This window comes from Janthinobacterium sp. Mn2066 (assembly GCF_049319705.1).
Lineage (GTDB): Bacteria > Pseudomonadota > Gammaproteobacteria > Burkholderiales > Burkholderiaceae_D > Janthinobacterium.
Genome location: NZ_JBMOUF010000007.1, coordinates 229,122 through 243,524, shown reverse-complemented (window position 1 = coordinate 243,524; position 14,403 = coordinate 229,122). Strand labels below are relative to the sequence as shown.

At 61.0% G+C, this 14,403-nt stretch carries 10 protein-coding genes; 6 read left to right on the top strand and 4 right to left on the bottom strand.

The window, feature by feature from the left end; genetic code table 11:
* Positions 1-171 precede the first annotated feature (171 nt).
* Both ACL9RI_RS15515 and ACL9RI_RS15510 read left to right on the top strand, forming a co-directional pair.
* Positions 172-1,170, top strand: a complete 999-nt coding sequence (locus ACL9RI_RS15515) for an LLM class flavin-dependent oxidoreductase (protein WP_422727415.1) — start codon at positions 172-174, stop codon at positions 1,168-1,170.
* A gap of 196 nt (positions 1,171-1,366) precedes the next feature.
* Positions 1,367-2,578, top strand: a complete 1,212-nt coding sequence (locus tag ACL9RI_RS15510; protein ID WP_422727414.1) for an MFS transporter — start codon at positions 1,367-1,369, stop codon at positions 2,576-2,578.
* A gap of 76 nt (positions 2,579-2,654) precedes the next feature.
* Here the strand turns inward: ACL9RI_RS15510 and ACL9RI_RS15505 are convergent, their stop codons facing one another.
* Positions 2,655-4,304 carry a M28 family peptidase gene (locus ACL9RI_RS15505; protein ID WP_422727413.1) on the bottom strand — a complete coding sequence of 550 codons (1,650 nt, stop codon included), beginning with the start codon at positions 4,302-4,304 and terminating at the stop codon, positions 2,655-2,657.
* Between the two features lie 204 nt (positions 4,305-4,508).
* On the opposite strand from ACL9RI_RS15505, the gene ACL9RI_RS15500 reads away from it, so the two are divergent.
* On the top strand, positions 4,509-5,450 hold the full coding sequence (locus ACL9RI_RS15500; RefSeq protein WP_422727412.1) for a GlxA family transcriptional regulator: 942 nt from the start codon (positions 4,509-4,511) through the stop codon (positions 5,448-5,450).
* Here ACL9RI_RS15500 and ACL9RI_RS15495 read toward each other — a convergent pair.
* On the bottom strand, positions 5,447-6,373 hold the full coding sequence (locus ACL9RI_RS15495) for a type 1 glutamine amidotransferase domain-containing protein (protein ID WP_422727411.1): 927 nt from the start codon (positions 6,371-6,373) through the stop codon (positions 5,447-5,449). The two genes, ACL9RI_RS15500 and ACL9RI_RS15495, sit on opposite strands and share 4 nt — an antisense overlap.
* A gap of 118 nt (positions 6,374-6,491) precedes the next feature.
* Complete coding sequence (locus ACL9RI_RS15490; RefSeq protein WP_422727410.1) at positions 6,492-7,328, bottom strand: HDOD domain-containing protein; 837 nt, start codon at positions 7,326-7,328, stop codon at positions 6,492-6,494.
* 293 nt (positions 7,329-7,621) lie between these two features.
* Here ACL9RI_RS15490 and ACL9RI_RS15485 point away from each other — a divergent pair, with 293 nt between their 5' ends.
* The 3 genes from ACL9RI_RS15485 (at position 7,622) to gluQRS (ending at position 11,856) form a co-directional block, all read left to right on the top strand.
* Complete coding sequence (locus ACL9RI_RS15485) at positions 7,622-8,947, top strand: MFS transporter (RefSeq protein ID WP_422727409.1); 1,326 nt, start codon at positions 7,622-7,624, stop codon at positions 8,945-8,947.
* 93 nt (positions 8,948-9,040) lie between these two features.
* A complete protein-coding gene (gene tssF, locus ACL9RI_RS15480; RefSeq protein ID WP_422727408.1) occupies positions 9,041-10,639 on the top strand; it encodes a type VI secretion system baseplate subunit TssF in 1,599 nt (532 codons plus the stop codon).
* A gap of 302 nt (positions 10,640-10,941) precedes the next feature.
* Positions 10,942-11,856, top strand: a complete 915-nt coding sequence (gluQRS, locus tag ACL9RI_RS15475; RefSeq protein ID WP_422727407.1) for a tRNA glutamyl-Q(34) synthetase GluQRS — start codon at positions 10,942-10,944, stop codon at positions 11,854-11,856.
* Positions 11,857-11,943: 87 nt separating this feature from the next.
* Here gluQRS and ACL9RI_RS15470 read toward each other — a convergent pair whose 3' ends face one another.
* Positions 11,944-14,214: a TonB-dependent receptor gene (locus ACL9RI_RS15470; RefSeq protein ID WP_422727406.1), complete on the bottom strand. Its 2,271-nt coding sequence runs from the start codon at positions 14,212-14,214 to the stop codon at positions 11,944-11,946.
* Positions 14,215-14,403: the final 189 nt, after the last annotated feature.

The window sequence follows — 14,403 nt, the reverse complement described above, 5'->3', positions numbered from 1 at the left end:
AATAAGCACGAGTTTTTTACCGATCAGTACGCAAAAAGCCGTTTCGCATTATCATAGCGCCAGCCTTGTCTTTCCTGCACAGTCCAGCGCAGTGCGCATACAACCCTGCGCGCATCAGGGGATAGACAAATCGTCCATTGTGATTTACCCCAATAGCCCGATATTGCTCTCATGATTCCATTTTCCATACTCGATCTGGCCCCCATCGCCGAAGGCAGCAGCGCCGCGATTTCTTTCAAGAACACGCTGGACCTGGCGCAGCATGGCGAACGCTGGGGCTTTAACCGCTACTGGCTGGCCGAACACCACGGCATGCCCGGCATCGCCAGCGCCGCCACGGCGGTGGTCATCGCCCATGTGGCGGCTGGCACCAGGACCATCCGCGTGGGCGCCGGCGGCGTGATGCTGCCGAACCATTCGCCACTGGTGATCGCCGAACAGTTCGGCACCCTGGAAGCCTTGTATCCAGGCCGCATCGACCTGGGCCTGGGCCGCGCGCCCGGCTCCGACCAGACCACCGCGCGCGCCTTGCGCCGCGATCTGCAATCGGATGCCGACCAGTTTCCGCAAGACGTGCTGGAATTGATGGACTATATGTCCGACGAACCGCGCCAGCGCGTGCTGGCCGTGCCGGGCAAGGGATCGAATGTGCCGGTCTGGATACTCGGTTCGAGCATGTTCGGCGCGCAACTGGCCGCCCACATGGGCTTGCCTTACGCCTTTGCCTCGCATTTCGCGCCGCAAATGATGAAGATGGCCGTCGAGTATTACCGCGCCAACTTCAAGCCATCGAAGCAGCTGGCCAAGCCGCACGTGATGCTGGGCTTTAACGTATTTGCGGCCGACACCGATGAAGAAGCGCATTTGCGCGCCACCTCGATGCAGCAAGCGTTTGTGAACCTGCGCACGGGACGCCCATCGCGGCTGCAGCCGCCGGTGCCTGGCTACCTGGAACAGCTGGGACCGCAAGAGCGGGCCATGCTCGATTCCGTGCTGTCGTGCACGGCCATCGGCTCGCCTGCCACGGTGAAAGCGAAGATGGCGGCATTCATCCGGGAAACCGGCGCCGACGAGCTGATGATCACCTCGCAAATCTTCGACCACCAGCACCGCCTGCGTTCCTACGAAATCACGGCGCAGGTGCATGCTGAACTGGCTGCGGAAGCGTAACAAGGAATTTATCTGTTTATCCTCCTGGTATATCCCGCTATATACCTTTATCCCGGCTGTCGGCAACGATCGCCGGGATTTTTTTGTCTTGTCAATGTAATCAGCCTCGCTGGCAAAATCGCCGGCGCCCGGCAGGAAAACCGCCTGGGCGCTATCATGCACCTCCAAAAGCATCACTCCAAGAAAGTCGTACCGCATGAAACCAGCCAGCCCCAAGATCGACGCCAGCACCCTGCTGACCTCGACCCGCATCCTGTTGTTCGCCCTGTCCGCCGGCGTGCTCGTCGCCAGCCTGTATTACGTCCAGCCTTTGACGTCCATGCTGGCCGCCTCGTTCGGCGTCAGCGTCACCCACGCCGGCTACCTGGTCACGGCCACGCAGATCGGCTATGTGCTGGGCATCGTATTCCTGGTGCCGCTCAGCGACGTGCTGAACCGCCGCAAACTGCTGACCTGGATGCTGCTGGCCAAGATCGCCGCCCTGCTGCTGGCCGCTACCAGCCAGAATATCTACATTTTCGCCATCGCCAGCGTGTTGATGGGCATCACGGCCAGCGCGCTGATGGTGGTCACGGCGATGGTGGCGTCCTACGCACCCGACCATAGCCGTGGCCGCATGGTCGGCACCGTCATGACCGGGCTGCTATTGGGAATCTTGCTGGCGCGTACAGTGTCGGGCATCGTCGCCCACATCAGCGGCGGCTGGCGCAGCGTCTACGTGCTGGCGGCTGCCGTCGTGGCCGCCTTGCTGCTGATACTGCGCAACATCCTGCCCGACGAAGCGCCTCGTGGCAAGCTGCAATACGGCAAGCTGATGGCGTCCCTGGGCGACATCATCCGCCAGGAACCGCTGCTGCGCCAGCGCGCCCTGTTCGCCGGCCTGGGCCTGGGCACTTTCAGCGTGTTCTGGACCGGACTGACCTTCTTGCTGAGCGGCGCGCCCTATCATTACTCGGAATTGCAGATCGGCATGTTCGGCCTGGCGGGCGCCACCGGCGCGCTGGCCGCCAACACGGCGGGCCGCATGGCCGACCGCGGTTATGCGCGCCAGGCGACCTGGCTGCTGGCCATCGCTTCGCTGGCAGGCTGGGCCTTCATCGGCCTGGGCGCGTATTCGCTGACGCTTTTGCTGATCGGCATCGTGCTGCTCGACGTGGGCGTGATGGGCTTGCAAGTGACGCACCAGTCCATCATCTATAAACTGGCGCCGCAGGCACGCGCCCGCGTCACCACGGTGTTCATCGCGTCCGGCTTTATCGGCGCTTCGGCCGGCTCCGCGCTGGCCAGCGCCAGCTTTGCCGCCGGCGGCTGGCTGGCCCTGTGCGCCGTCGGCGGCGCCATGCCGCTGCTGATGCTGCTGGTGTGGGGCAAATACAGTTTCGACCAGCGGCGCCTGGCACAAGCTTGAATGGCGCTTGAATGGCGCCACAAAAAAACCGCTCAGTTCATACAAACCGAGCGGTTTTTTTCATGCTGCAACTGTGTTATTTGGCTTGCTCGCGCACCTTGCCAAACGCATCGCCCGCCTTCCAGGCCGGCATTTTGACGGCATTGGCGACTGCCTGGCCCAGGTTCAGGGTGAACTGGGCTTGCTGCGTCATGCCGGACAGATCCCAGCTTGGGTCGTATTCGTCGGTCACCTGATGGTAGCGCGGGCCGTAAGCGGCTGCCTTGGCTTTCGAGGCTTCCACGTCTTTTACATACTCGCGGCCGCCATTGATGGAAAACGCGGGCACGCCGGCCTTGGCAAAACTGAAGTGGTCGCTGCGGAAATAGCCGCCCGCCAGGTCCGGGCGCGCTTGTGCGATATGCATGCCCATGGATTTCGCCACCGTGGCCGCCATGGCGCCCAGTTCCGTGCGTTCGCTGCCCTGCACGCCGATATCGTGCGTGGCGCCCACGAAGTTCAGGCTGTCCAAATTCAGCGCAGCAGCGGTTTTATTTAATGGCCACAGCGGATCGGCTGCATACGCGGCGCTGCCCAGCAAGCCCTGCTCTTCGGCCGCCACCCACAGGAAAATCTGCGTGCGCCTGGCCGGCTTTTTCGCCGCTTCCTGCGCCATGGCCAGCAAACCGGCCGATCCCGACGCATTGTCGACGGCGCCGTTATAAATGATGTCGGCGCCCGGCTTGTCGCCCTCTTTCGGCTGTATCCCCAGGTGGTCCCAGTGGGCGCTGTAGATGACGGCTTCATCTTTCAGCCTGGCATCGGTGCCCGGCACCATGCCGGCCACGTTGAATTGCTCGACCTTGCGCACGGCCGATTTCATTTCGCCCGCCAGTTTCACGTCCAGCGCGACCGCCTGGAAATCCTTGCGCTCGGCCCTGGCCCGCAAGGCATCCAAATCTTGCCCGCCGGCAGCGAACAGACGGCGCGCCGCGTCTTCCGTGATCCAGCCCTGCAGCGGCGTGCCCGGGGTGCGCTCGGCCAGCTGGAAGCGCTCGGTGCCGCTCCAGCTGTTTTGTACCACGCTCCAGTCATACGAGGCCGATGGCTTGGTGTGGATCAGCAACACGCCAGCGGCGCCCTGGCGCTTGGCTTCTTCGAATTTATAGGTCCAGCGGCCGTAATAGGTCAGCGCCTTGCCGGCGAAACGGTTCGGCTCCGCTTCGGTCGGCTGTGGATCGTTGACCATCATGACCACGATCTTGCCCTTGACATCGGCGCCCTTGAAATCATTCCAGCCTTCTTCCGGCGCCGTGATGCCATAACCGACAAACACCAGCGGCGCATCGAAGGTATGCGTGGCAACCGAGTCGCCGGTCGCCCACACCCAGTCCGGGCCAAAAGCCAGCGGCACGGCCTTGCCACCGGCCACCGCCTGCAGGCTGCTGTCGGCCGGCAAGGATTTCACGCCGGCAATCTGCACCGACTGGCGATAACTGTTGCCGCGCACCGGCTTCAAGCCCGCCATCTGCGCCTGCGTTTCCAGGTAGGCCACCGTCAGGTCGGCGCCGCGCTGGCCCGTGCCCCGGCCTTCGAGCAAGTCATTCGACAGGAAAGCCAGGTGGGCGCGCAGCGGCGCTTCCTGCACCAGCGGCAAGTTGGACGGAGTTGCCGCATGGGCAGGGAAAGCCAGGGCCAGGCTGGCGGCGAGCGCCGTGGCGGCCAGGGAAGAAAACAGCTTCTGCATAAAATCCTTTTGGTAAGAGGAGGTGATTCTGTCAGCGGACGGCGGATAGCCGGGCCAATGATTGTATGCCATGTGAAACAGGCATCAAAATGCAGATATGGCATAAGCAATGACGGCACGCGCCATCGGCCATTGCGGTAATATGGCATATATCATTTGATTCCCGCTTTTTAAGACATCCTTAGCAGCCTGCCGGAGCCCTACATGCAACGCATCGGATTCATCGCCACCGAGAATTTCCAGTTCATGAGTTTTGCCGCCCTATCGGCCTTCGAGTTCGCCAATCTGGTCACCGGCCAGGCAGTCTACGAGATCCGCGTGATGTCTGAACACGGCGGCAACATGCGCAGTTCCATGGGAGTGTCGATCGGCACCGAAAAGCTGCACCACGACGGCTTCGATACCCTGATCGTCGGCGGCGCCGTCGGTGCGCCGCCCGCCAGCCCCGCGCTGCTGGACTTCCTGCGCGCATCCATGCCCACCGTGCGGCGCATGGCGTCCATGTGCAGCGGTGCGCTGGTGTTGGCCGATGCCGGCCTGCTCGATGGTCGCCGCGTGACCACGCATTGGTACGCGGCGCGCGACCTGCAAAAAAAGTTCCCCGCTATAACGGTCGAGGAAGACCGCATCTTTATCCACGATGGGCCCGTGTGGACGTCTGCCGGCATGAGCGCCGGCATCGACCTGGCGCTGGGCATGGTGGAAAAAGACCTGGGGGCCGACGTCGCGCGGCTGGTGGCAAAAAACCTGGTGGTCCATCACCGGCGCGCAGGCGGCCAGTCGCAGCATTCCGTCCTGCTGGAACTGAGCCCCAGATCGGACCGGATTCAAAACGCCTTGAAATATGCCGAAAGTCACCTGCGCAATCCGCTATCGGTCGATGAACTGGCCACCCAGGCTTGCCTGAGTCCGCGCCAGTTCAGCCGGGCGTTTCGTGCCGAGACCGGACAATCGCCGGCCAAGGCGATCGAAAACCTGCGCCTGGAAGCGGCCAGGCTGATGATAGAACAGGGGCGCCTTCCGATCGACATCGTGGCGCAGGAAACCGGCTTTGCCGATCCGGAACGGATGCGGCGCGCTTTCCTGCGCGCCTACGGGCAGCCGCCGCAAGTACTGCGCCGCCACGCCCGTATTGCTGCCGCCTAGCGCGCCTGGTAGCTATCGAGCCTGGCGACAAAGGCATCGCCAAACGCATCGGACGAAAACGGCTGTTCGCCGCTGACAAGTTCCCGGTCTTCCACCACGTTCGGATGGTAGGCCGCCACCCGGTCCACATGCGCGCCAGCCTCGGCCAGTGCGTCGGCCGCGTGGAACTGCACGTAACCGCCCAGCTGCGCCTTGGGCCCTTCGATGAATTTTTCTTCGGCAGATGAAAAGACCGTCAGGCGATAACCCGCATACGGCCAGCCGGCCGCAATCTTGCTGGTGCTCTCGATATCGCCGGCGATCAGCGCCTTGCGGAATGCCAGCGGATCGCTCAAGGTCGACAGCAACGCGGTCGGACCATGGCAAATGACGCCGGTGGGACGCTGCGTATCATGGAAGGTCAACAGAATCTTGCCGAGCTCCTGGTCCTGCGATAAATCCTGCATGGGAGCATGGCCACCGGGGATAAAGATACCGGCATAGCCAGCCGTGCCTTCGGCCAGCACGGCCGAGAGTTTTTTCGGATGCACGGGCCCCTGCTCTCCCTGCACCAGCTTGACCGCCGCGGCAAGTTTTTCCTCGCTGCCATCGAAAAACATTTTGTCGTGGGAAACCCGGTCATACGATGGCACCGTCCCATCCGGACTGGCGTACACCGGCGTGTAACCGGCATCGATCAATTTGCGCAGGGGCACCGCCAATTCATCCAGGTAATATCCCGTCGCGTATTGTTTACCGTCGCGCAATTCGAGTTGATGCGCACTGGACATGATCACCAGTACCTTGCCCTTGCCGGCAGCGCCCGCTGGCGCCGGCATCCCGGCAAATGCCGTGGCGAGCGCCACTGAAATGCCGATGCGCGCCAGAAACCGTGTCGTGTGCCTGCGCACCGTTGTCGCTTGCAATGTTGTAAAGCGTGCCATGATGTATCCTTGTTTAGATTAAAAGGGGTTGCTCTAAACAAAGTCTATGACGCACGCCATATGGCGTAAATGACGAATAGCCCACCTATCAAGACATGCAAGCGTGTGGGCTATCGTGCTAGACCAGCAAGGCCGCCGCCAGCGATTCGATCTCTTCCGCCGATTCATCGAGGATGGTGTGCAGGGTGCTGCCGCCGATGCCGAAATCGATCTTCGCCGCCGCCTGGCGCCGCGCGGCGCTGTCGGGCGGATGCAGGGGCGAGGCCACCGGCGACAAATCGTTCGCCAGCACCAGGGTCGCGCCCAGGGTGCGCGGCGGAAACGGACTGCCGCCATGCCACATGCCTTCCACCGCTTGCAGCACCAGGTCCGGCACTTCCAGCTGGCGCAGCACGCCGCGGCCGATCAGCTTTTCGCCGTATTCGATCCAGTCTTCCGTATTGTCGTCGAGCAAACCCGGATATTCCTCGGCCCGCGACAGCAAATAAAAACCGCCCACTTCGTGCACGATCGCGGCAAACATGGCCGTTTCCACATCGACATGCGTGACTTTTTTGGCGATCACCTGGCTCAAGGCCGCCACATGGGCCGTGTGCTCCCACAGCTTGGCGGCCTTGGCGCGCAACTGCGGATCGGTGATCTGGCTGCCCAGCTGGCGCACGATGACCGACGCCACCATCGATTTCAGGGTGGCAAACCCCAGCCGCGAGACGGCAGCGCGCACATTGGCGATTTCATTGCCCGAACGGTTGTAGGCGGCCGAGTTGGCCAGCGCCACGACCCTGGCCGACAGCAGCGGTTCAGCCATCACCATGCGCGCGGCCGCCTCGATATGGCAGTCGGGATCATCGAGCGCATCCTGCAGCTTCAAGGTGGCCTTGACGTTGGCGGGGAAGGTCAGCTCACCCTTACTTGCCTGCAACGCAATGATTTTAAATACTGCCAATCGTTCCATGAATCACTCTCCGTACGGCCTTTGATGGCTCTGCTGTGCTGTGGTGGGGATGGGGCGGGAACGCAGGCCAGCTGCGGTTCTGCTCCCACTGCTGGCAATATTACAGCAGTTTTTATTAGAGGCCTTTCCCATTGGAAACTATTCCTGCCTGACGTGGTAAACCCTCATACACAACGAACGTAAAAAGCGGTAATAATAGAGATGAAACCGTGGCTGCAAATGTAGTTGCAACCTGGCTACTACCAAAGCCGCCTGCAACAAGATAGGCGGTTGATAACATTACTGAGACTTCAATGACCACCCTCTCTCCCCCTGCGCAGTCGAAATTCGGCACCGTGTTACGTGTCACCAGTGGCAACTTCATGGAAATGTTCGACTTTTTCCTGTTCGGTTTTTACGCCAACTATATTTCCCAGACATTCTTTCCTGCCGGTGACGCCTACGCCTCGCTAATGCTGACCTTCATGACCTTCGGCGCCGGCTTCCTGATGCGTCCGCTGGGCGCCATCCTGCTGGGCGCCTACGTCGACCGCGTCGGCCGCCGCCAGGGCCTGATCGTCACCCTGGCCCTGATGGCGACCGGCACCATGCTGATCGCCTTCGTGCCCGGTTACGCCACCATCGGCTACCTGGCGCCCTTCCTGGTCTTGACGGGACGGCTGCTGCAGGGCTTTTCGGCCGGCGTGGAACTGGGCGGTGTCTCGGTCTACCTGTCGGAAATGGCCACGCCGGGCCGCAAGGGCTTTTATGTCAGCTGGCAATCGGCCAGCCAGCAAGTGGCGATCATCGTCGCCGCCGCGCTCGGCTATGGCCTGAACCAGGTCCTGACCCCGCTGCAAGTGGGCGCCTGGGGCTGGCGCATTCCCTTCTTTGTCGGTTGCATGATCGTGCCCATCCTGTTCATCATCCGCCGTTCGCTGCAGGAAACCGAAGAATTCAAGCAGCGCAAGCACCGCCCGGAACTGAAGGCCATCTTCCAGTCGATGGTCAGCAACTGGCGCCTGGTGGTGGCCGGCATGATGCTGGTGTCGTTTACCACCGTGTCGTTTTACCTGATCACCGTCTATACCCCGACCTTCGGCAAGACCGTGCTGAAACTGAGCACCAGCGATAGCCTGATCGTCACTTTCTGCATCGGCATTTCCAACTTCATCTGGCTGCCGATCATGGGCGCGCTGTCCGACCGCATCGGCCGCAAGCCCTTGCTGCTGTGCTTCAGCCTGCTGGCCATCCTCAGCACCTACCCCGCGCTGAGCTGGCTGGTGCACGACGCCAGCTTCCAGAAAATGCTGACCGTGGAACTGTGGCTGTCCTTCCTGTACGCCAGCTATAACGGCGCGATGGTGGTGGCCTTGACGGAAGTCATGCCGGTCGAGGTGCGCACGGTCGGCTTCTCGCTGGCCTACAGCCTGGCCACGGCCATCTTCGGCGGCTTCACGCCGGCGATCGCCACCGGCCTGATCGGCTCCACGGGCGACAACGCCGCCCCCGGTTTGTGGATGACCTTTGCCGCCGTCTGCGGGCTGATCGCCACCTTGATGCTGTACCGCAAGGGTGGCGCAGCGCCGGCAACCACCGGCAACAGCAAGGCTGCACCCGCAGTGCCACGCAGCGCGTAAATAGGCGGCCAGGCAAGTTCATTATCAGAAATCAATATCCACCACTGCGCCTGATGCCAGCATGGAACTTTCCTGCTGGCGGAGAGCGCGACCGTGGAACAACTCTTACCGTATTACGAGCGCGAACTGGGCCTGTTTCGCCAGTACACGCGGGAATTTTCCAGCCGCTTTCCCAAGGCGGCCGGGCGTCTGCTGATCGCTGGCGACACCTGTGAAGATCCGCATATCGAACGGCTGATCCAGTCCTTCGCCCTGCTCACGGCCCGCGTCGCCAAACGCCTCGACGACGACTATCCGCAATTCACCGACTCCCTGCTGGAAACCTTGTACCCGCATTATCTGCGGCCCTTCCCCTCGTGCTCCATCGCCCGCATCGCTCAGGAAGAAACACCGGCCGGCAGCCAGTTGACCACCGTGGCGCGCGGCACGGTGCTGCGTTCGCATCCGGTACAGGGCGTGGCCTGCAAATTCAGCAGCGCCTATGAGGTGACGCTGGCGCCGCTGACGATCGCGAAGCTGCGCTTTCACGCCATCATCGCACCCCCGCCCGGACTGCGCCTGCCAGACGGCGCGAGCGCCTTGCTCAGCATCACTTTTGCCAGCAGCAACGACAGTTATCAGCTGGAGCAAACCGGCCTGCGCCACTTGCGCGTCTTCGCCGATGGCGAACCGTCGGTGCGCGCGGCCCTGCTCGACGCCTTGTTCTTGCGCAACGCGGGCGCTTATATTGCGCTCGATGAGCACAGTCCCTGGCTGTCCGTCGCCGGCATGCCCTTGAGCCCGGCCGGGTATGCCGACACCGATGCGCTGATCCCGTTTGACGCCCGCTCGCACCCGGCACTGGGCCTGCTGACCGAGTACTTTGCCTTCCCGGAAAAATTTCATTTCTTCGATATCGACTGGCCCATGCTGGGTGCCTTGCTGCCCGCGCAATGCCGCCAGTTCACCCTGCACTTGCCGCTCAGCCACTTGCGCAGCGACAGCCATGCAGCGCGCCTGCTGGCGAGCGTCAGCCGCGACAACCTGCTGCTGGGCTGCACGCCCGTGGTCAACCTGTTCAGCAAGGCTGGCGTGCCGCTGCGGCTCACGCATACCGAAGCCGATCACGCCCTGATCGCCGACGCCACGCATGCATCTGCCTATGACATCCACAGCATCGAGAGCGTGACCATGGTGCGCAAGGACGAGGCCGGGGAACACCTGACCACTTTCCTGCCCTTGTATTCTTCCCTGCCAGGCGAACCGCCAGCCAGCGGCGGCCACTACTGGCTGGCCCGGCGGCGACTTGCTGGCCGAAGACGTGCCCGACGGCATACCGGTGCGTTTCCTGCGCAAGCCTTCGGCCAGCCTGCGCTTCGATGCGGGCGCAGGTGCGCACTGGCCGCGCGCCTGCGCATCTGCCCCTTGACGGCGCAACAACATGCCACCTTCCTGCCGGGTGCGCCCAACAGCGTGCAATTGAAAAACATGCTGATACTGTTCGGCCAGCCGCTGCTGCGCTACGACATCGTGCTGGTCTTGCGCGCCAGCGAGGTACGGGGATTGACCCTGTGCGCCACAGGCGAAAGCAGGCTCGGCGACGATAGCTTTCTCGGCCAGCACACCACCGCACAGCCACGCGACGACATGCATCACGTCATGCATCTGATTTGCAGCATATACAGAATTCAAAAAGAAACAAACAAAAATTGACAAATTTGCAATACAAATAAAAGACAACGGCAAAGAAATTAAAATAACTTCCAATCCAAATCTTGCTAAAGGAGAGAGAGAGTTTTAGGTGGAAAAACCTCTTTAGGCAGGTCAGTTACCTATACTGTATCAAAAGAAAAAATGAGATTATCAAATCCAATTATCACAGATAAAATAAAAGTCAGCGCTATCAGGTTTCGATTTGACTTGGTTTTCACTCTGACCAATACTTGCCCCTACAGTTCCGTAGATCAAGCCCCAATAAAGTAACAGCAACAATCTTTTCCAGCATATTTACCCGCATGACTGTCCCCACCACCCCCTACATCGGCCGCTTCGCCCCCTCCCCCTCCGGCCCCTTGCATATGGGTTCACTTGTTGCCGCCATGGCCAGTTATCTCGATGCGAAGGTGCATCAGGGGACGTGGCTGCTGCGTATCGAGGACCTGGACTATGACCGCAATGTCGAGGGCGCGGATATGGCGATCCTGGCCAGTTTGCAGCGCTGCAAGATGTTGTGGGATGGCGAGGCGACGTGGCAGAGCCGGCGCTTGCCGCTGTATCAAGCGGCGCTGCAGCGCTTGAAAGAGGATGGGCTGGTGTATGCGTGCGGTTGTTCACGCAAGGAAATTGCCGATTCGAATTTGCGGGCCGGCGCGTCCAAAAATGGCGTGTCCGTGTATCCGGGCACCTGTCGGCATGGCCTGGCGCCGGGCAAGGAAGCGCGGGCCTTGCGGCTGCGCGTGCCGCAGGCTGGCCACGCCAGCTATAGTTTTATCGACCGCTGGCAGGGCCATCAACAGCAGGATATTGCGGCCGAGGTAGGTGACTTTGTCGTGCTGCGCGGCGACGGTTTCTGGGCCTATCAATTGGCGGTGGTGGTCGATGATGGCGAGCAAGCGATCACGCACGTGGTGCGCGGCGCCGACCTGCTGGACTCCACGCCGCGCCAGCTGTATCTGCAGGAGCTGCTGGGCTTGCCCCATCCACAGTTCATGCACGTGCCGGTGGTCAATAACGAACTCGGTGAAAAACTGTCCAAGCAGACGGGAGCGCTGGCTTTCGATGCAGGCACGGCACCGGAAAACTTGCTGGCGACAGCGCTGCTGCCAGCCGCCCGTTTTCTAGGCCTCGATGTGCGCGCGGACAATATCGACGACTTTTGGCGGCAAGCAATACCCGCCTGGGCACAACTGCTGTCGCGCCTGCCCAAATAATTCCAGGCATAAAAAAACCCGCTGCGGCGCGAACCGTCAACGGGTCAAAGCAGACGCCAGCCGGAGCCGGCGTCTGAAGTCAGGCAATTAGAAATTGCCCTTGAACTGCACACCCCATTGACGCGGATCATTGATGAAGCCGGTCAGGTTGTCGAAGTCGATGGCGCCCGTCACGCGGCGGGTGTTGGTGATGTTGCGGCCAAACAAGGCCACTTCATACTTGCCACCATCCCAGTTGTAACCGGTACGCAAGCCGCCTTCCAGCAATGGCTTGCCGGTAAACTCGGTCGACTGGTACAGGAAGAAATTGATTTCGCTGCGGTACGACCAGTCCGTGAAGACGAAGAATTCGCCGTTGTCGGTCGGGATCGAGTAGCGGCCCGTCGCGGTCAGGGTCCACTTCGGCGCCTGCGGCAGCGGGTTGCCATTAATGACGACGTTACCAGCAGCATTGATCGGGTTCAATACCGTGCAGCTGGCGCACTTGGCGACCGACAGGGTAGGATCCTTGATTTCCGTAAAGTTGTAGCTGCCGCCGAAGGACATCTTCAGGCTAGGCGTGACGAAACCTTCCAGTTCCAGTTCCGCACCGCGGCCATTGGTCTTGGCTGCATTGATCAAACGCGTCACGTTCGAGTCGCCGCCCACTACCGTCAATTGCTGGTTCTTGATCTGGTAATCGTAGACGCTGAACGCCAGACGGGCGCGGCGCTCGAACAGGTCGGCCTTGATACCGGCTTCATACGAGGTGATGGTTTCGGCATTGGCGATGGTCACAGGTACTTTATCGCTGGCTGGCGCAATACTCGGTGCGCGGAAACCGGTGGCGATACGGCCGTAGAAATTCACGTCCTTGTTGTACTTGTAGGTGCCGCTCAGGTCCCAGTTGATTTTGCCTTTGCTGACATCGGCGCTGGTTGGGCTGATTTGCGTGATGTTATCAGCAGCAACCGTGTTGAAGTCTTTCTTGTCCTTGGTGTAACGCAAGCCGCCGCGCAGCATGAAGTCATCGCTGACAGCATAGTTGACGGAACCGAAAGTCGCCCAGGCCGTGTTCTTCTGGCGGCTGGCCAGATGATTTTGCAGCAAATGGGTATCGGAGAAATAGCTGTCCGAGTAACCGTTGGCATCTTCGTTGAAGTAGTACAAGCCTGCCTGCCAGTTCAGCGGGCCGGCATTCTTCGATTCGGCGCGGAATTCTTGCGAGTACTGTTTTACGCTGGTGATGCCGCCTTGCGTTTCAACCTGGAAAGGAATGAAACCGGGGCCGTTCGGCGCGCCGCCGTCGATGTCGCCATGCGATGCGTATTGACCCACGTGCTCGAAGCCGGTGATCGAATACAGCTTGATGCCGTCCAGATCCCAGCTCAGGCGGGCGCTGGCGCCATTCGTGCTCAGGCTTTGGAAGTTGGGCGCATTGATATTGATCTTGGTCGGATCGAAACCATCAACGATGTCGTTGGTGCCTGGCTTGATCAGGTTGGCGAAGAACAGGCGCGCGCTGCCGGCCGTCGTGCGTTGATGCACGTTGAACAGGGCATTGAAGCCGCTGCCGGTTGGGGCGTACAGCAATTGCACACGCTCGGCGTGTTCGTTGTAGCCGTCGAGGGCGTTTTTCTGGCCGGTAAAGGTATTGTCGACATAATCGTCGCGGTGCTGGCGCAGGGTCGAGAAACGCATCGCCCACTCTTTGCTCAGCGGCACGTTCACGGCGCCATCGAAATTGCTGGTGTTGTGGGTCGCGGTGGAAACGTTGTAATAACCTTCGACCTTGTCCAGGTTAGGCTTGACCGATTCGAACTTGACCACGCCAGCGGGCGTGTTACGGCCAAACAAGGTGCCTTGAGGACCGCGCAAGACTTCCACGCCAGCCACGTCGAACAGCGGGTAACCCTTCAGGATCGGGTTTTCCTGCACCACGTCGTCATAAATCAGGGAAACAGGTTGCGAAGCAAAAATGTTGAAGTCGGTATTGCCGTAGCCGCGGATGTAGAAGCGCGGGAAGGTACGGCCATTCGACGATTCCACGTTCAGGCTCGGCACTTTGCCGGCCAGCATGCGGATATCCTGGCCGCCAGACACCAGCACGTCCAGTTTTTCATCGCGCAACAGGGACACGGAAACAGGCACGTCGCGGATGTTTTCCTTGCGGCGCTGCGCCGTCACGGTCACCGTTTCCAGCTGGCCAGCAGCAGGTGCAGCATCGGTCGCGGCGGCAGGTGCGGCATCGGTCATGGCGGCCGGCGCTGCAGCGGCTTCGTCAGCGTAAGCCGTACCGATAGGCAAGACTGCGGACAGTGCCAGCATGGCAGCGCTTTTGGCGCATAACCGCTTGTGCATCTTGGACATTTTGATCATGTTGTTTCCCAGAAGTTTAAATAAAAATTACGTAACCTGTCCTGCAACTCGTCTCCGGGATTTCTTCTGTGCGGCGCCTTGTATCGGCCTGCACCGTCGTGGTGCGGCAGCGCGAGCGGGTGTCCCCCCACTCTCGGCGTCACTGGCTCTGCCTCGCCTGCCGTGGTGACGGCAGCGGTCCTGGCCGCA